Here is an 18,236-nt window from a genome sequence, read left to right as displayed (position 1 = left end):
TAGTGAATTAAAATAAAATTACTTTTCATTAAATTAACAAACATAACCAAAAATACAAATTTTATTATTGTTATAAAGGTGTTGTCGCTATAATTTTTAGCAAAAAAGCTTTTAAAAAGGATATTATCGTTATAAAAATAATTAATTTCCTGTAAAATGTTAATTTTTTATATTGAAAATGGCCTAATTAGAAATATTGATTGAACTGGCGGTTCCAATCCCAATAATGCTATCATACATATCTCCAAAATTTCTGTAATAAACAATAATGAGGTATTGATTTTCTGTTTCAAAATGGTTGCCAGATATGGCATAAGTATTTACTTCTCCCTTTTCGTTTTTAACCACATATTTATAATTGTAAACACCTTGCTTCATTAATATATCTGTTTCAAGCATAGCATTTTCTTCATTAAATTTCAGCTTATTTTCTTCTGTAAGCGCATAATTATTAAACTTGCCAAAAACATATACCTGATTTAGCCCAATACTTTCGTTGTACTCTAAGGCAAAATGTACAATAGAGTAATCTGCTTCGGTGTTTGGGTCTTCTACATCAAGAATTTGAACAAAGAAATCTCCATTAATATCAGGATAGAAAGTATAGGCGAGGTTATTACGGCTTCTGTCGCGAAAGAGGAAATGTTCATAGAGTTTGTTTAGTTGAATTTTGTTAATTCCGCTGTTGGAAGCCCTAATTTCTTTTGTATCAAAAAACAAGTATTCGTTTTGTCCATTAAAAGAAGCCTCTTTATCATATTTATATATTAATTGATTCCCAGAGTAAAATTGAGGTTTGAGGTTGGTGATAGCACTTGGCCAGTAATAATTTTGTAAAATAGCTACTTTTACCTCTTGTTGTGGATTTACTAACTCAAAGCCGTTACTGTTAATGGTAAATTGAATTCGTTGGCTACTGTTGATAGAGTTAAGGTCTCTAGCTCTTTTTATAATACTTCCAACACTTACTGCATCTTTATAAAGAATAAATTTTCTTGAAAATAATAATTCGTCAAATCTATTGTAAATAGATAGCATATAATTACCTGTAATCTTGAGTTTTGAATATCTATTAGGAAGGGTAAGTGTATAATGCGAATAAGGCTGTAAGGTGTTGTAAGAGTTTTGGTAAGTAATAATTCGTTGATTGTCAATACCTTCTAGGTATTGCTGTTTCATTAAATCAGAGGGAGTCCAGTCAAAATTACAATGAATTATTTTATAGTAATAATCGTTCTCATTTGCGGTTAGATCATCAAACTCTAAAGTTAGTTGGTCTCCTAGTTTTAGGATAGGAAACTGGTCTCCTTCATTTTTACTTTTAAATATAATAGATCTTATTTCTTCTGGTTCAATTACCTCTGTGAGTACTTGTGATTGCGGTGTTAAAAGGCCAGTGAAAAAAAAGAGAATAAATAATAGTTGAACGTTTTTCGTCATTTTTCTTGATTTCAGCTATCAAAGATAAACAAAATGCATGCCTAAATTTGAAACCCCTCTGATTAAAAGAAATTTATGGATTTTTATTAGCAAAACATTCTTTTTAATTTGTAAATTTGCACGAATTTTGAATGAACGTAATTCTAAAGATTTTATAGACATGTCCAATGACATCCGTATTAAAAGAGGCTTAAATTTAAAGCTAAAAGGTGTAGCGGAAAAAACGGTTTCTGAGGCGCCAAAATCAAAATTCTTCGCAATAAAACCCACCGACTTTCATCAAGTTACTCCAAAGATGGTTCTCAAAGAAGGAGCTTCTGTCTTGGCTGGTGATGTATTGTTTTTTTCTAAATACAGTGAGTCGGTAAAATTCACTTCACCTGTTAGTGGTGTTTTGAAAGAAATAAGAAGAGGTGCTAAACGAAGAATTTTAGAAGTGATTATTGAAGCTGATGGTAAAGATGCTTTTAAGGAATTTGGGAAAAAAGATCCTTCTTCTATGGAAGCTGCTGAGGTGAAGAATCATATTTTAGAATCTGGTTGTTGGCCTTTTATCAAGCAGCGTCCCTATGATGTGGTGGCAAATCCAGAAGATAAGCCAAAAGCTATTTTTATTTCTGCGTATGCTTCTGCTCCTTTAGCTGCAGATGTTTCTTTTGTGCTTCAAGGAAGAGAAGAAGATTTTCAAATAGGAGTGAATGCTATTGCCAAGCTTACTGAGGGTAAAGTACATTTATCTACAGGGAAAAATGAAAAAACCTTCTTGGACGATGTTAAAGGAGTAACACATCATAAAGTTTCTGGACCGCACCCTGCTGGAAATGTAGGTGTGCAAATTCATCATATAGATCCAATTGATGCCGGGGAAAGAGTATGGGTGATTAATCCGGAAGATGTAGCCATTATAGGAGCCTTATTCAATAAAGGTAAATTTGATGCGAGTCGTATTATTGCTTTAGCGGGTTCTGAAGTAAAAAAACCTAAATACTATAAGGCAATCATAGGATCACAAATTTCAGGTTATGTATATGATGCAGGAGTGTATACTCCTGATAACATACGTATTATTAGTGGAGATGTTCTCACAGGGAATACCGTAGCGCCGGATGGGTACTTAGGTTTTTATTCCACTTTAATTTCAGTAATTCCAGAAGGAAAAGAATACCGTCTTTTTGGTTGGCTTCCGTTTAAGGATAATAACATACCTAGTATGTCCAGGACATCTCTATCATGGTTGTTTCCTAACAAGCGTTATGAGGTGAATACAAATTTGAATGGAGAAGAGCGCGCCTTAGTGGTAACGGGTGAAATGGAAAAAGTTTTTCCAATGGATCTCTTTCCAATGCAATTATTAAAAGAATGCCTTGCAGGAAATATTGAGAAAATGGAAAACTTGGGTATTTACGAAGTTGCTCCAGAAGATTTTTGTTTGGTAGATTATACAAATACCTCCAAAATAGAAGCGCAAGAAATTATTCGAGAGAGTCTTGATATGATGATAAAAGAAGTTGGTTAAATATAAAATGCTATGAATTTTTTAAGAAAGAAAATAGATCAGCTAAAAAAGCCTTTTAATAAAGGTGAAAAATTTGAAAAATACGCACCTGCGGTCAATGCGTTAGACACCTTTTTGTTTGTGCCTAACCATACCACTAAAGGGGGAGCTCACATACGTGACTCTGTAGATTTGAAGCGTACTATGATTACTGTGGTAATTGCACTGGTACCGGCATTGATTTATGGGATTTACAATACTGGATATCAGTATTTATCTCAATTGGGTGCTGATTTTACTTTTATGGATGCTTTCATACACGGATCTTGGAAAGTATTGCCAATGATTGCAGTGTCTTATGGAGTAGGTTTGGCAATTGAATTTGCATTTGCTGTCTACAGAGGTCATGAGGTTAACGAAGGTTATCTGGTTACTGGATTGCTCATACCTATGATTATGCCAGTAGATATACCGTTATGGATGGTAGCTATATCAGTTGCTTTCGCTGTGCTCATAGGTAAAGAAGCATTTGGAGGTACTGGTATGAATATATTAAATCCTGCACTTACAGCAAGGGTATTTGCATTCTTTGCGTATCCTACGTATATGTCTGGAAACAAAGTGTGGGTTTCAGAAGCTTCTAATGCAGATGCAATTTCTGGTGAAACTATTTTAGGGTATTTGGCACAAGGCAAGGATGCGGCAGTAGCGGCTAATTATGATATGTGGAGTATGTTCGCAGGTTCTATACCAGGTTCTATTTCGGAGACATCTACTTTGTGGATATTGGCGGGTGCTGCTATTTTAGTGCTCACAGGAGTAGGTAGTTGGAGGATTATTGCCGGTGGTATCATAGGCGGTGCTTTCATGGGCTTTTTATTCAATCTTTGGGGCGCAAATGCATTAATGAGTTTTCCATGGTACCAGCACTTAATAGTGGGAGGTTTTGCTTTTGGAGTTGTGTTTATGGCAACAGATCCAGTCTCTGCCGCACAAACTACTAAGGGGAAATGGATTTATGGTATTCTGGTGGGAATCTTTTGTATAATGATTAGAGTGTTTAATCCCGCTTATCCAGAAGGAGTTATGTTGGCTATTCTATTGATGAATGTGTTTGCACCAACGGTAGATCATTATGTAATTGAAGCCAGTGTTAAAAGAAGAAAGAAAAGATTGGCAGTAAAACAACTTAAAACCGCCTAATTATGAATAGAGATAGTAACGCGTATACGTTTATTTTCGCCACCATAATGGTGATTGTTGTAGCATCTGCTCTTGCATTTGCCGCTACAGGTCTAAAAGAGCGTCAGGATGATAATGTGCGAAAAGAGAAAATGCAAAATATTCTTACCACCATAGGTGTAGAAACAGATAGAGATGGCGCAGAAGAACTATATAATAAGTACATAACAAAAGCGGTAACGGTTAAAAGTGATGGTACTATTGATGAGTCCGTAAACGCATTTCAGGTAGATCTTAAAAAAGAGCTTAAAAAGCCTATTGCAGAACAAAATTTTCCGCTTTATTTGGCGGATGTGGAAGGAACTAAATACTATATAGTTCCTCTAAGAGGTTCTGGTCTTTGGGATGCAATTTGGGGATATGTTTCTTTAAAAAATGATTTAAATACTATTAAAGGTACTGTTTTTGACCATAAAGGGGAAACTCCTGGACTTGGTGCCGAAATTACACAAGCATGGTTTGAAAAGCGTTTTGAAGAAGAAAAAATTTATGATGAGAACGGGGACTTCATTGGTGTATCTGTAGTTAAAGGATACTCTGGAGGAAATAACAAAGAAGATAATGCAGTAGATGCAATTTCAGGAGCCACTATTACAGGAGATGGAGTTTCTGATATGATTAAAGAACGTCTTGAGCATTACTTGCCTTACCTTGAAAATCAAAAATCAAAAGTAGCATATAAATAATACGCGTTATGGCTGAAAAAAATAAAGAAGTTAAAGAGCCTGTAGTGCTGTTTGTAGCAGAAGAGAGAGAACCTCTTTTTTCTAAGAAAAACAGAAAACTACTATCAGACCCTCTAGATGATAATAACCCCATTACAGTTCAAGTATTAGGAATATGTTCTGCATTGGCAATTACAGTGCAGTTGAAACCTTCTGTTGTAATGGCAATAGCCGTAATAGCGGTAATGGCATGTAGTAATGTTATTGTCTCTCTAATGCGTAATTTAATTCCAAATAGAATTAGAATTATTGTACAGTTAGTGGTAGTTGCAGCTTTGGTGATTTTGGTAGATCAGGTGCTAAAAGCATTCGCCTACGATGTTAGTAAAGAGTTAGCGGTTTTTGTAGGTCTTATTATAACCAACTGTATTGTGATGGGAAGACTTGAGGCATTTGCATTAGCAAATGGGCCATGGAAATCTTTTCTTGATGGAATTGGTAACGCTGCGGGTTACGGATTACTTCTGGTTATTGTAGCTTTTTTCAGAGAGTTATTAGGATCTGGAAAATTATTTGGATTTGAAGTACTGGGACATAAAGGCGTTACCCTAGCAGAATCAACTGGTTTGTATGCACTTGGATATGAAAATAACGGACTTATGTTACTTTCTCCAGCAGCACTATTGGTAGTTGGAATCATTATCTGGGTACAACGTTCAAGAAACAGAAGTCTAATTGAAAAAAATTAAGCCCCGGCTTTTAAATTATTAAAGATATGGATTACGTAAACTTATTTGTTAAAAGTATCTTCGTTGAGAATATGATCTTTGCCTATTTTTTAGGAATGTGTTCTTATTTGGCAGTATCTAAAACCGTTAAGACAGCTGTTGGTTTAGGAGCGGCTGTAATATTTGTTTTAGGAATTACTATTCCAATTAACTTTTTGCTTGATACTTATTTATTGAGACCAGGGGCTTTAAGTTGGTTAGGGCCCGAATATGCAGAAATGGATTTAAGCTTCTTAAGCTTTATTATGTTTATTGCAGTGATCGCTTCAATGGTGCAACTAGTGGAAATGATTGTTGAAAAATTTGCTCCAGCACTTTATGGCGCATTGGGCATCTTTCTACCTCTTATTGCTGTAAATTGTGCTATTTTAGGTGGTTCTCTGTTTATGCAACAAAAAGATTTTGGTGGTATCTCAGAAGCAGCAGTTTATGGTCTTGGTTCTGGTGTTGGCTGGTTTTTAGCCATCCTTGCAATTGCGGCTATTCGTGAGAAAATCGCATATTCTAATGTTCCTGCGCCTTTAAGAGGCCTTGGAATTACTTTTATCATAACAGGCTTAATGGCATTTGGCTTTATGAGCTTTATGGGAATTAAATTATAAAAAAATAACTAAGAAAAAGAACTATGGATTTTTCAGTAATCTTAGCAAGTTTAGTCGTCTTTTTAGTATTGATATTTATTTTGGTAGCTGTTTTATTAGGAGCCAAAGCAAAGTTAGTACCTTCAGGTCCAGTAAACTTACAAATAAATGGAGATAATGAGGTGGAAGTCTCTTCAGGGGGAACTTTGCTGTCTACACTAGGAAATAATAAAATATTTTTACCGTCTGCTTGTGGTGGAGGTGGAACTTGTATACAATGTAAATGCATCGTGAAAGAAGGTGGAGGAGAAATTCTCCCTACAGAAGCTCCACATTTTACGCGTAAAGAAATTGCCGAAGGATGGCGATTAGGATGCCAAGTAAAGGTTAAACAAGATATGATTATAGAGGTTCCAGAAGAAGTTTTTGGTATCAAAAAATGGGAAGCAGAGGTAGTTAGAAACTGGAATGTGGCTTCTTTTATTAAAGAGTTTGTAGTGAGATTACCAGAAGAAATGGATTATGAAGCGGGTGGTTATATTCAGATAGAAATTCCTCCTTGTGAAATTAACTATAAGGATATTGATATTTCTGCACATCCAGAAGAACATGATCAAAAAGATAAATTCCAATTAGAATGGGATAAGTTCAACTTATGGAATCTTGTAATGAAAAATACAGAAACTGTGGAGCGAGCTTACTCAATGGCCTCTTACCCTGCGGAAGGAAAAGATATCATGCTGAATGTGCGTATTGCTACACCACCTTGGGATCGGTCTAAAAACGGTTGGATGGATGTAAATCCTGGGGTTGCATCATCTTATATTTTTGCACAAAAACCGGGAGATAAAGTAGTTATTTCTGGTCCTTATGGTGAATTCTTTATTAACCATAGCGAGTCAGAAATGTTGTATGTAGGTGGTGGAGCTGGTATGGCTCCAATGCGATCACACCTATACCACCTTTTCAAAACCCTAAAAACAGGTAGAAAAGTTACTTATTGGTACGGTGGACGTTCTAAAAGAGAGCTCTTTTATTTGAAACATTTTAGAGACTTGGAAAAAGAATTTCCAAATTTTAAATTTTATGTAGCTTTATCTGAACCTATGGAGGAGGATAATTGGAAAGTAAAGGATAGTTTGGATGGAGAAGGAGACGGATTTATCGGGTTTGTACATCAAGTAGTAATTGATAATTATCTTTCTTCTCATGAAGAACCAGAAGATATAGAGTTTTATTTTTGTGGGCCTCCATTAATGAATAAAGCGGTGGAAAAAATGTGTGATGATTTTGGGGTGCCTCCTGAAAATGTTCGTTTTGATGATTTTGGAGGATAATTTATAATATATTTATATAAGGAAAGCCGGTTCTTAGCCGGCTTTCCTTTTTAACTCTTTCTATTTTAAAAACTACTAGGGTGGAGAATCAAATCTTAAATGAACAGGAATTACTTAACCTCGCTATGAATGTGGTAGGGAAAGATCTTGAATCAAAAGGTTTTGAGTTTTTAGCTGTGAATAGTAAGCCTAGGAAAGATCCACAGTTTGTTTGTCTAAAGGAAAAGAAGCTACACTTTATTATAGTTAAGGCAATATTATATCCGGAAGACCCTAAAAAAATGAACCTTGTATCTTTAGAGATTATGAAAGAGCATGCATTGAAATTTAAAGCGCGAACTTATTATGCTGGCGTTGGTATAGCCAATGCAGAAGATTATGAAAAACCTGTGTTTAAAAATAAAAACTATGTGGTTAATTATGATGGAATCATTGAAGTTTAGGCAATGCTCATTATTTTGTTTTTTTGGGCTATTTTGCGTGATTACCTCTTGCAATCTTTTTGATACTTCTGTACTCAAAGTGCAAAAAGGGTATTCATTAGGTACAGATTACACGATTAAATATGAAGTAGCAAACGATTCTATTGATTACAGGGATGAAATAGAGCTTATTTTTGTAAAGATGAATGAATCTTTGTCTACATATCTTCCTACCTCCTTAATCTCCAAGGTGAACAGAGGAGATTCTACAATAGTAACAGATGCCTACTTTAAAGAAGTATTTTCAAAAGCATATGATGTATGGGCTATTACAGATGGTGATTTTGATCCTACCGTTGGGAGTCTGGTGAATGCTTGGGGTTTTGGCCCAGGAGAACAAATAGATGATCTTACTAAAGAAAAGGTAGATAGTATTCTTACACTCGTGGGATTTGATAAAGTACAGATAACTGCTGAAGGAACTGTGAAAAAAGAAAATCCAAATATTTTTATTGATTTCAATGCACTTGCTAAAGGATATACCATAGACGTGGTGGGCCGGCTTTTGGAAGAAAAAAATGTTGAAAATTATCTTATTGAAATAGGAGGAGAAATTTTAACTAAAGGTAGAAATACAGAAATGGATCGAGACTGGGTTGTGGCTATAGATGATCCCCGTCAAGAAGAAGAAAAGCGTATTACTATTGCTTTGGTTAACCTTAAAGATAAAGCGATGGCTACTTCTGGAAACTACCGAAAATATAGGGTAGAGGAAAGTACGGGAGAATTGTATGCACATACCATTAATTCCAAAACAGGGTATACAGAAAAGAGTAATATTTTAAGCGTTAGCGTAGTGGCACCTAACTGTATGGAAGCAGATGCTTTTGCTACTGCATTTATGGTAATGGAAGTAGATAAAGTAAAACAATTATCAGAATCTTTACCTCAGCTAGAAACGTATATGCTTATGTCTGGTGATGATGGTAGCATTGAAAAATATATTACCTCTGGATTTAAAGAATTAATGATAGAAGATGATAAATAAAAAAGGGTAGGTTTGTTTATTTGGTACAAATAGGTAGAATCTCTCCTTTAGCAAGTCTGTATTTTTCAATAGACTCTTCTGCTAAGGTTTTCATGTAGTCTACTTCATCTACGTTAAAACCAACCGCTCTCAGTTTGTTAAAATAATCTTTGCCATAGACTCTAACATGATCATATTGCCCAAAGATACGTGCGCGTTCTTTTGGGTCTGTAATACTATTATCTTCAAAAGTATTTGCTAAACTAAGATTCTGTGGAACTTGAAATATTCCTAAACCGCCAGGTTTTAAAACCCGATACAATTCTTGCATTGCTTTTTGATCATCTGGGATGTGTTCCAGTACATGGTTGCAAAAGATCACATCAAACGCATTCTCTTCAAAAGGAAGTGCACAAATATCTGCTTTTACATCAGCTAAAGGCGAATGGAGATCAGTAGTAATGTAGTCTAGATGTTTCATTTTACGAAATCTTTTATAAAAAGCCTGTTCCGGAGCAAAGTGCAGTATCTTTTTAGGAGCTGTGAAGAAATCGGTTTCATTTTTAAGATATATCCAGAGCAATCTGTGGCGTTCTAGCGATAAAGTACCTGGGGCTAAGACATTGTCTCTCGGGTTTTCATATCCATAAGGAAGAAAGCTCCTGTAGCCTTTTTCATCAATAGGATCTATATATTTATTACCTCTTAATAAGAAGGCAAATAAAGGTTTTACAAAATAACTTAATCGGATGAGTAAAGGTCTGGGGATTAAGTTGAGAAAAAATTTAAAAAGTCGTTTCATAAAAGGTGAAGGCAAATCTTAATTTATAGAACAGATGCTTCTTCACGAAAAGCGATTTCTTCATCACTTTGAATACCCAATGCTTCATATACATATTTAAAAGTGGAGAGTAGTTCTGGTTTTCCATTCACCAAAGCAACATTATGCTCAAAGTGGGCACTTGGTTTTCCATCTCTTGTTACAATCGTCCAGCCGTCTTTTAGTTGTTTAACCCTATGGGTACCCATATTAATCATAGGCTCTAAAGCAATTACCATGCCTTCTATAAATTTTTTGCCACGTCCTCTTTTACCGTAATTAGGCATTTCAGGGTCTTCATGCATTTTTTTTCCGAGACCATGTCCAACCAATTCTCTCACGACTCCATATCCATGTTTTTCGCAATAATTTTGAATGGCATACCCAACATCGCCCACTCTGTTTCCTATCTTGAATTCTTGGATGCCAATATAGAGGGATTCTTTGGTGACTTGTAATAATTTTTTAGTTTCAGGAGCTACTTCACCTACTTCAAAAGTATAGGCGTGATCTCCGTAAAACTCATTCATAAGTGCACCACAATCTATAGATACTATGTCTCCTTCTTTCAATGGAATTTTTGTAGGGAGTCCATGAACTACCGCTTCATTTACACTTGTTAAGAGTGTAGATGGGCAACCGTACAGCCCTAAAAATCCTGGGATAGCACCATGATCTCTTATAAAAGCTTCTGCTAGTTTGTCAAGTTCTTCTGTGGTGACACCTGGTTTAACTTCTGAGGCAAGCATGCCTAGGGTTTTTGAAACTATAAGAGCGCTTTGACGCATTAAAGCTATTTCTTCCGGTGTTTTTGTAATAATCATGGAGTGGTTGAAATTCTTTTTAATTTAGATGTAAAGATACAAAGAATATTTATGCAGTATAGCTCAACATTGTGCTATAGCTGGGTGGCAAGGCTTTGGAAAAGACTTGCTTTGCTGTTGAATATCTTGGTGTAAAGTTCAATTTGCTTTAACCGAGAAGTTAGAAGACTTCGTTCTCTACTATTGATAAGAAAAACGGAACTTTCTCCAAAACTAAATTTCCGCTCTTCTGCCGTAAGCAAAGATCCATAATCTTGGGTAATTCTTTCAATTAGTAAAATTTGTCTTTCTAGGGATTGTAACTCTTGATACCCTGCACTTATTTTATTAGTCAATCTTAAAGATTCTAGATCATAATTGAATTGTGCATCTTGTATTTTAAATTTGGCTAACTTCAAAGCTCCTCTTTCTTTTCGTAAAAACAAGGGAAATCTAAAAAGTATTCCACCTTTATAATCTCCTGAGTTAATGCTATTCAAATTACCTGCATCACTGGTAAGGAAATTATAGTTTACATCAATTCTAGGTTTCAGCTTATCTGCCTTAAATCGCCTGTCTATTTGCAACGCCCTTATTTTATAGTCTAGTGCTTTTATTTTAGGATGTTCTTCTAAATTAAAATCAATAGCTAATTCATTGTTAATTTTTAACGTTTGATCTATGGAGAAAAGGAGATCATTTTCCGGGATCACATCTGATTGTACCTCTAGCGGGATGTTTCCTTCCAGCCAGAGAAAGTTTGAAAGTTCTAATCCAGCTTTCATGAGTTTTACTTTTGCCTGTTCAAAACTCAGCTTACGGTTTTTTATGGTAATTCCAGCCTCAAGGCTATCAATAGCAGCAATATCACCAGCAATAACCCGTTTTTTGATTCCTTCATAACGAATGCGTGCATTTTCAAGAAAACTATCATAAAGTAGCACTTCATTATAAGATTTAAACCATTCAAAATAGGTTAGCGCTGCATCTGTTAAAATCTGATTTAACTGAAGATCTCTTTCTGCTTTAGACAATTCTCTGTAAACCTTTGCCTGGCGTAAAGTCGCCATTCGTTCATTGATAAATAATCCTTGGCCTAGAGGTACAGATATGCCTGCACTATATAAACCATCTTCCGGCACTGTGAGTTGTGGGTTTAGAAATACACCTTCATTTTGTTCAAAACCAGCTTTTAATTCTATTCCAAACCAAGTTGGAATTTTGAAACTTCCATTAAGAATATCATAATATTCAGAACCTTTAAACTCCTTTCTATCGTAATCAACTTCTATTTTAGGATCAAAAGCTCCCCTTGATTTCAATAATTCAGCTTGTGCCATATTCACTTTTAACTGTGCCTGTCTTGCAACGGGATGGTATAACTTAACATAACCTAGAAATTCATTTAATGTTAACTCATTAACGGGAACACTGTCTAATGTTTGACTCGTTGCACTAAATCCAATGAGAAAACAAATAAAAACCACTATGTTTTTCATTTCTTATCAGATTTTTTTGTGGTTTTAGTATCGTTAGGCTGATAGTAATCTGGGGGGAAGCCATTGAGTCTACGCCATAGTTCGTACCAGATTGGTACATCTTCTAGTAAGGCAAGTGTAAATGCTCCAGATCCTACTCTTAGGGCTTCCGGCCAGCTTTCTGCTTCCTTATCTTGCCCTATTAAAATACGATATTTCCCATTTGGGCTAATAAAGGTTTCAATGGCTACTACCTCGCCTCCATAGGTACCGTAAGATGCGTTAGGCCATCCGCTAAAAATAATAGCTGGCCAACCATCAAATTGAATTCGTACTTTCTCACCTTTATGAATCAAGGGAAGATCTATAGGATCTACAAATGTTTCAACAGCCATATCGTAATTAGTAGGCATGATGCTTACCATAGATGCCCCCTCTTTAAACGTTTCACCAATTCCAGATTGAATTGCTTTGTTCACAAAACCATCTTGAGGTGCTTTAATATAATAAAGGCCATTACGTATTTCGTAATTAGTAAATTGATTTTGAAGCTTGGTAACTTGTGCTTCGGCATCATATTGATTAGACAAAGCGGTAAATTGATCACTTTGAGCCTTTGATATTTTGTCTGTGTATTCTGCTCGAATTCTATTAATTTCTACTTCTGCATTAATAACTTCATTTATAGAGGCTAGTAGTTTGTTTTCTTGTGCAATAATTTTAGCTTGAGTTTCTTGAAGTTTTAATCTTTTTTCTTCCACATCGGTCACTGCTTTTAAACCTTCTTCTTCCAATTGACTTGTTCGGCCAAATTGTCTTTCTGCAATCATAAGATTGGTCTTTGCTGCTTCAAATTCAATACTGTCACTCTGTACCTTTAGATTTGCTTGAAGTAACTTGTTTTTTGCTTGCTCTAGCTTGAGCTTTCGCTCTGTTTGTAACGCTCCAATCTGACTCTCAAGAGCACCAACCTTGCCGTTGTACGAGGCAACTGCCATTTCTTTGGCTTTCATTTGCTGTCCTGTTCTCTCTACTAATTGCGGGTCAAAATACTCCGATTTAACTTCAGAAATATGAATAATGGTGTCACCCTTTTTAACAAAATCTCCTTCTCGTACATACCATTTTTCAACTTGACCTGCAATAGGTGATTGTATGGTTTGTGGCCTTTGATCTGGCGTTAGTGTTGTTAAATATCCGCGCCCAGAAATATTCTGTGTCCATGGAAGAAACAAAACAATAATGCCTATAAGGGAGAAGATAAGTAAGAATTGATTAAAGAATTCATAATGCTTTTTATGGAATACTTTCTTTCCCGATTTATACTGAGTAAGATCAACTTCTTTATTTAGCTTGTTATTTGAGATATTAAGCATTGTCTATTTTTTATAGATTGATGACGTTCCCTTTTTCTAATTTAATCACTCTACCACAGTATTTTTTCCAGTCCATGTTTTGACTGGCCACTACCAACGCCCAAGGATTAGATTTGTCTGTTAAAAAGTTCATGATTCTGATGGCTTCTTCTTCATCCATTTGATCTAAAGGATCTTTTAAAATAAGAAGTTTGGGTTTACGAAGAATACTTCTTGCTAAGACTATCTTTTTAGAAACCGTATATGGAATCCTTTTTCCTTCTGGATAGATAATGGTATGTATACCCTGTGCCTGTTTTTTAACAAAATCTTGTAAACCTACCATTTTTATGGCCCACATTACTTGATCCATTTCAATAGATTTATCGCCAAAAGTAATATTGTTAAGCAAACTTCCTTCAAAAGGCGATTCTTCTGTAAAGGATTGTCCTAAATGTGATCTGTAGTAATTGAGGTTAATACCAGAAAGTCTAATCTCATTAACATAAATATTTCCTTCAGTTGGTTCTAAAATACCTGCAATAAGTTTAAGTAATGTTGATTTACCAGAACCGTTAGATCCTTGAATCAAAATAGTACATTTAGGAGTGATTTTTAGCGAAACATCATGCAGTATTTTAGTAGTATCGTCTGGGTAAGAATAATCTACATTCTCAAATTCTACGGTGAAGTCCTCATTTTCTTTAAAAGGACGTGTCCCTTCCTGCGGCTCTAATTTCTTATCTACTACCTGGCCTAGTTTTTCAAATGAGGTTAGTACATCGTAAAATGATTCTAACCCCATTATCAATTTTTCTACAGAGCTTATGATCAAAAGAATAATGATTTCTGCAGCTACAAATTGTCCAATATTCATTTCTTGGTTTAATACTAAAATACCACCTATTAGAAGGAGTCCGGCTGTAACTAATACTTTAAACCCAATCATCTGCGCAAATTGGATCATTAGAATTTTAAAGTGACTTTCTCTGGAGTCTAAATATTTAGAAACTAATTCATCTCCTTTGTCTACGGCATGAGTAGTTTTACCAGAAAGTTTAAAACTAATAATAGTTCTGGCAACCTCCTGTATCCAATGGGCTACCTTGTATTTATTTTTTGATTCCATCAAACTGGTTTCAAGTCCTTTCTTTGCAGTATACTTAAACACTACGTAAATAAGTAATACGAGAAGTAGACCATAAATAATAAAAAACGGATGGTAGAGCGATAGCAGGATAAGACCAAAAATAATTTGTAAAGTCGCTGCTGGAAAATCTAATAATATTTTAGAAAGACTTTTTTGAATGGTGAGCGTATCAAAAAAGCGATTCGCTAATTCTGGGGGATAATAATCGTGTAATTCACTCATTTTAATTTTAGGAAACCTATAGGTAAATTCAAAAGAGGAGCGAGTGAAAATCTTTTGTTGTAAATTTTCAATAATTCTCATTTGCATAAACTGTAAGATCCCCACAAATGCAACCCCAATAGTTACTAATATTACTAATATTATCCAAGAAGTACTTATTTGTGCACCTTGAATAAGATTTATAATAGCTTGAATACCCAGGGGTAATGATAAATTTACTAGACCAGCGAAAATAGCATAATACACTATTTGAAAAAGATCTGCTTTTTCTAATTTTAAAAGGCCAATTAAACGTTGCCAAGATGTGATCATAAAATCTTATTTTATTGCGGAGAATACCAGGTTGGTAAAAAAATCTGTGGGATTGGTTTTAGAGTCACAGTCTGTAATTGAAGACATATGATCTTTTAAAAAGTTTTGATAAAGCGCACCTTCAAGTACCGTAGAGATTAAGCTTCTTGGGTATTTGTAATCAGGTGCTATTGAAATAAGCATTTCTGTGAGTCTTAAAATAAGTCGTTTATAAATAGTAAAATAACCTTCTTTGTTTTCCAGATCTATTTCTTTGGTTAAATAGGATTTGGAATGTTCTGAAATAAGAATTTTGTTTAGGTAAACTTCATTAATATGAGAAAATGAGGAATCTTCTTCTACAGTTTCTGTAATAATGATAAGTGCCTGTCTAAGTTTTTCATTTGCATCTGGAATGCTATTGGTGGTGAAAACCAGTTTATATTCTATCCACCCCCAATACCATGAAGATAGGTAGAGAAGTAGTTTATGTTTGTTTTCAAAATATCTATAAATAGAACTTTCATTAGATCCTATTTGATCTCCAAGCTTGCGAAAGGTAAATTTCTCAAAGCCCACTTCATAAATCATATTGATACTGTTCTCAATTATTTTTTTACCTAACTCAGAAGATTCTGGATTTTTTAGATAAAGCTTATTGTTCACATGAACCGAGATGTTTGAAAGTAAAGATTTCATATATAAAAATAATACATGCAAATATAATAGTATTACTTTCACTTAAGTGGTTATTAAGTAATCTTTAACAAAAAATGCCAGCTTTTATAGCTGGCATTTTTAGGATAAAAGTTCTTATTTTCTAGTTTGCATATGCATGTTTGTATTCTTGACCACTTAAAATAGTAATCATGTCTTTTTCAAGAGATTTAATAGGATATTCTACAATTCGGTTTACTTCTTTCCCATTTTTGTAGAAAATAAAAGTGGGCACATTGGTAATGTCTAAGCCTTCTTCAAAATTGTCAGGTGTTTTTTTAGAACGATCCATTGTGATTAGGGTAATATTCTTTTCCTTTACTTGTGCAGCATCCATTATTTTGTAAAAACGAGGGGTTTCTCTTTTGCTATCTCCGCACCAAGTGCCCATAAATATTTTTACTTTTACCCCTTTTAGCAAAGGGTTTAAGGTGTCTATTGATTTCTGATCTACTAAATAGGATTCGTAATTTTTCACAAACCAAGAATCAAAGGGAACCTTTGAAAGTGCCTCTCTTTTATATTTCCCTATTAAGATTTCGGGTGCTTTATTAACCTTAGTTTCTTCTGTTTTTGCTTCCTGAGAAGTAGCACAGCTAAACATAAAACAGCTAAGTACGAGCAAACATAATTTTTTCATTATAGAAGTGATTTTTGAGTCATTAATGCTGGTTGAGGAACTTCTAAGAGTTTCAAAATTGTGGGCGCAAGATCTCCTAAAATGCCATCTTTAACTTTTGTAATAGCTTTATCTACAACAATTAATGGAACAGGATTAGTGGTATGTGCGGTATTAGGACTTCCGTCTGGATTTCTCATAGTATCACAATTACCATGATCTGCTATGATTAATGTGGTATATCCGTTTGAAGTTCCTGCATTTACCACAGCTTCTGCACATTGATCTACTACTTCGCATGCTTTAATGGCTGCTTCCATACTTCCGGTATGCCCCACCATATCTGGATTGGCAAAATTCAAACAAACAAAATCCACCTCGCCTTTTTGCAGTTCTGGAATTATCTTATCCCGAATTTCAAAAGCACTCATTTCTGGTTTTAAATCGTAGGTTGCCACCTTAGGTGACGGACAAAGAATTCTTTGTTCGCCTTCAAAAGGTTTTTCGCGACCGCCATTAAAAAAGAAAGTAACATGCGGATATTTTTCGGTTTCGGCTATTCGAATTTGTTTCTTACCATGAGCAGCGAGCACCTCGCCAAGGGTATCTTTTATATTTTCTTTATCATATACTACCTTTACCTTTTTAAAGGTATCGTCATAATTTGTTAAGGTAACAAAATACAAAGGGAGTTTGTGCATTTCATAGTCATGCATACATTCCTGACTTAAAACCTGGGTGAGTTGGCGACCTCTATCGGTTCTAAAATTAAAAAATATAACCACATCATCTTTTTGTAAACGAGCTATTGGCTGGTTATCTTCACCCTGCATGACAATAGGCTTGATAAATTCATCAGTATCCCCATTGTCATAACTTTCTTGAATGGCTTTTATTGGATCTTTGTACGTAGCTCCTTTACCATTGACAATAAGATCATGGGCAAGTTTGACTCTTTCCCACCTCTTATCTCTATCCATTGCGTAATATCTCCCAATGATGGAAGCTAGTTTTGCTTTGCCTTTAGATAGGTGTTTTTGAAGCTCTTTAATAAAACCTGCTCCACTTCTCGGATCAACATCCCTACCATCTGTAAAAGCATGTACATATACCTTTTCAAGATCGTAAGCGTTAGCTGCGTCTATTAATCCTTTTAAATGATTAATATGTGAATGAACTCCACCGTTACTAACCAATCCCATAAAATGAACTGCTTTATCATTCTCTTTTGCGTAAGCAAAAGCCTCCTTTAACACGTTTTCTTCTTTAAGTGTGCCTTTTTCTACGGCAAGATTAATTTTAGCAAGATCTTGATAGACAATTCTACCTGCTCCTAGGTTCATGTGTCCCACTTCGCTGTTTCCCATTTGTCCTTCGGGTAACCCCACATTCATGCCATCTGTTCTAAGGTCTGAGTTTGGATATGTACTATAAAGGCTGTCTATAAATGGGGTGTTTGCCTGTTCTATGGCGGAGACCTCTGGATTTGGAGATTTACCCCAACCGTCGAGAATCATTAGAACTACTTTTTTACTCATTTTTGATTTTTGTCAAAGATACGAATAACGATATTTTCTTAAAAGCATGCTTTTCATTCATAAAAAAGAAATCAAATGATAGTTACGTGTTTTAGGTTGTAACTATGTTTTAATTTGTAACTATTTGATTATGAAAACTATAAGTTAATTAAAGTCTAGTGATTTCAGCATCAATAAGTTAAATATATGTTATAACCGTTTTTTTCTGAAACAATTCAGACTTATTGAAGTCTATTATAGTGTAAC

General features: G+C 34.9%; 17 protein-coding genes. 8 read left to right on the top strand and 9 right to left on the bottom strand.

Annotated elements, in window-relative coordinates; all coding sequences use genetic code 11:
* Positions 1 to 183: 183 nt before the first annotated feature.
* A complete protein-coding gene (locus WBG07_RS17025; RefSeq protein WP_340203006.1) occupies positions 184 to 1,440 on the bottom strand; it encodes a type IX secretion system plug protein in 1,257 nt (418 codons plus the stop codon).
* A gap of 160 nt (positions 1,441 to 1,600) precedes the next feature.
* On the opposite strand from WBG07_RS17025, the gene WBG07_RS17020 reads away from it, so the two are divergent.
* The 8 genes from WBG07_RS17020 to WBG07_RS16985 all read left to right on the top strand — a co-directional run bounded on the left by WBG07_RS17020 (position 1,601) and on the right by WBG07_RS16985 (position 9,018).
* Positions 1,601 to 2,956 (top strand): Na(+)-translocating NADH-quinone reductase subunit A, encoded by a 1,356-nt coding sequence (locus WBG07_RS17020; protein WP_340203039.1) that lies wholly within the window; start codon positions 1,601 to 1,603, stop codon positions 2,954 to 2,956.
* Positions 2,957 to 2,968: 12 nt separating this feature from the next.
* A complete protein-coding gene (locus tag WBG07_RS17015; RefSeq protein WP_340203004.1) occupies positions 2,969 to 4,138 on the top strand; it encodes an NADH:ubiquinone reductase (Na(+)-transporting) subunit B in 1,170 nt (389 codons plus the stop codon).
* A gap of 2 nt (positions 4,139 to 4,140) precedes the next feature.
* Entirely contained in the window at positions 4,141 to 4,863 is a 723-nt protein-coding gene (locus WBG07_RS17010; protein WP_340203002.1) for a Na(+)-translocating NADH-quinone reductase subunit C, read from the top strand.
* 8 nt (positions 4,864 to 4,871) lie between these two features.
* Positions 4,872 to 5,591, top strand: coding sequence for an NADH:ubiquinone reductase (Na(+)-transporting) subunit D (locus tag WBG07_RS17005; RefSeq protein WP_340203000.1), 720 nt, complete (start codon positions 4,872 to 4,874; stop codon positions 5,589 to 5,591).
* 26 nt (positions 5,592 to 5,617) lie between these two features.
* Positions 5,618 to 6,232: an NADH:ubiquinone reductase (Na(+)-transporting) subunit E gene (gene nqrE, locus WBG07_RS17000; RefSeq protein ID WP_340202998.1), complete on the top strand. Its 615-nt coding sequence runs from the start codon at positions 5,618 to 5,620 to the stop codon at positions 6,230 to 6,232.
* Between the two features lie 23 nt (positions 6,233 to 6,255).
* Positions 6,256 to 7,548 carry an NADH:ubiquinone reductase (Na(+)-transporting) subunit F gene (nqrF, locus tag WBG07_RS16995; RefSeq protein WP_340202996.1) on the top strand — a complete coding sequence of 431 codons (1,293 nt, stop codon included), beginning with the start codon at positions 6,256 to 6,258 and terminating at the stop codon, positions 7,546 to 7,548.
* Positions 7,549 to 7,673: 125 nt separating this feature from the next.
* On the top strand, positions 7,674 to 7,991 hold the full coding sequence (locus WBG07_RS16990) for a Na(+)-translocating NADH-quinone reductase subunit F (RefSeq protein WP_413788834.1): 318 nt from the start codon (positions 7,674 to 7,676) through the stop codon (positions 7,989 to 7,991).
* The gene (locus WBG07_RS16985) at positions 7,969 to 9,018 is read left to right on the top strand and encodes an FAD:protein FMN transferase (protein ID WP_340202992.1); all 1,050 of its coding nucleotides are present in this window, start codon (positions 7,969 to 7,971) and stop codon (positions 9,016 to 9,018) included. The genes WBG07_RS16990 and WBG07_RS16985 overlap by 23 nt, the downstream gene beginning before the upstream one ends.
* A 16-nt stretch (positions 9,019 to 9,034) precedes the next feature.
* On the opposite strand, the gene WBG07_RS16980 is transcribed toward WBG07_RS16985, so the two are convergent.
* The 8 genes from WBG07_RS16980 to gpmI form a co-directional block, all read right to left on the bottom strand.
* Entirely contained in the window at positions 9,035 to 9,799 is a 765-nt protein-coding gene (locus WBG07_RS16980) for a class I SAM-dependent methyltransferase (RefSeq protein ID WP_340202990.1), read from the bottom strand.
* A 23-nt stretch (positions 9,800 to 9,822) separates the two neighbouring features.
* Positions 9,823 to 10,641 (bottom strand): type I methionyl aminopeptidase, encoded by an 819-nt coding sequence (gene map / locus WBG07_RS16975; RefSeq protein ID WP_340202988.1) that lies wholly within the window; start codon positions 10,639 to 10,641, stop codon positions 9,823 to 9,825.
* 74 nt (positions 10,642 to 10,715) lie between these two features.
* Complete coding sequence (locus WBG07_RS16970) at positions 10,716 to 12,119, bottom strand: TolC family protein (RefSeq protein ID WP_340202986.1); 1,404 nt, start codon at positions 12,117 to 12,119, stop codon at positions 10,716 to 10,718.
* Positions 12,116 to 13,474, bottom strand: coding sequence for an HlyD family secretion protein (locus tag WBG07_RS16965; RefSeq protein ID WP_340202984.1), 1,359 nt, complete (start codon positions 13,472 to 13,474; stop codon positions 12,116 to 12,118). Before WBG07_RS16965 ends, WBG07_RS16970 begins: the two co-directional genes overlap by 4 nt.
* Positions 13,475 to 13,484: 10 nt before the next feature.
* Complete coding sequence (locus tag WBG07_RS16960; RefSeq protein ID WP_340202982.1) at positions 13,485 to 15,137, bottom strand: peptidase domain-containing ABC transporter; 1,653 nt, start codon at positions 15,135 to 15,137, stop codon at positions 13,485 to 13,487.
* A 6-nt stretch (positions 15,138 to 15,143) separates the two neighbouring features.
* A complete protein-coding gene (locus tag WBG07_RS16955; protein ID WP_340202981.1) occupies positions 15,144 to 15,815 on the bottom strand; it encodes a TetR/AcrR family transcriptional regulator in 672 nt (223 codons plus the stop codon).
* 121 nt (positions 15,816 to 15,936) lie between these two features.
* Positions 15,937 to 16,473, bottom strand: coding sequence for a thioredoxin family protein (locus WBG07_RS16950; RefSeq protein ID WP_340202979.1), 537 nt, complete (start codon positions 16,471 to 16,473; stop codon positions 15,937 to 15,939).
* Positions 16,473 to 17,990: a 2,3-bisphosphoglycerate-independent phosphoglycerate mutase gene (gpmI, locus tag WBG07_RS16945; protein ID WP_340202977.1), complete on the bottom strand. Its 1,518-nt coding sequence runs from the start codon at positions 17,988 to 17,990 to the stop codon at positions 16,473 to 16,475. Before gpmI ends, WBG07_RS16950 begins: the two co-directional genes overlap by 1 nt.
* Between the last annotated feature and the right edge of the window lie 246 nt (positions 17,991 to 18,236).

Source organism: Ascidiimonas meishanensis (genome assembly GCF_037782385.1).
Taxonomy (GTDB): Bacteria; Bacteroidota; Bacteroidia; order Flavobacteriales; family Flavobacteriaceae; genus Ascidiimonas; species Ascidiimonas meishanensis.
This window is presented reverse-complemented; position numbering and strand designations above follow the sequence as displayed.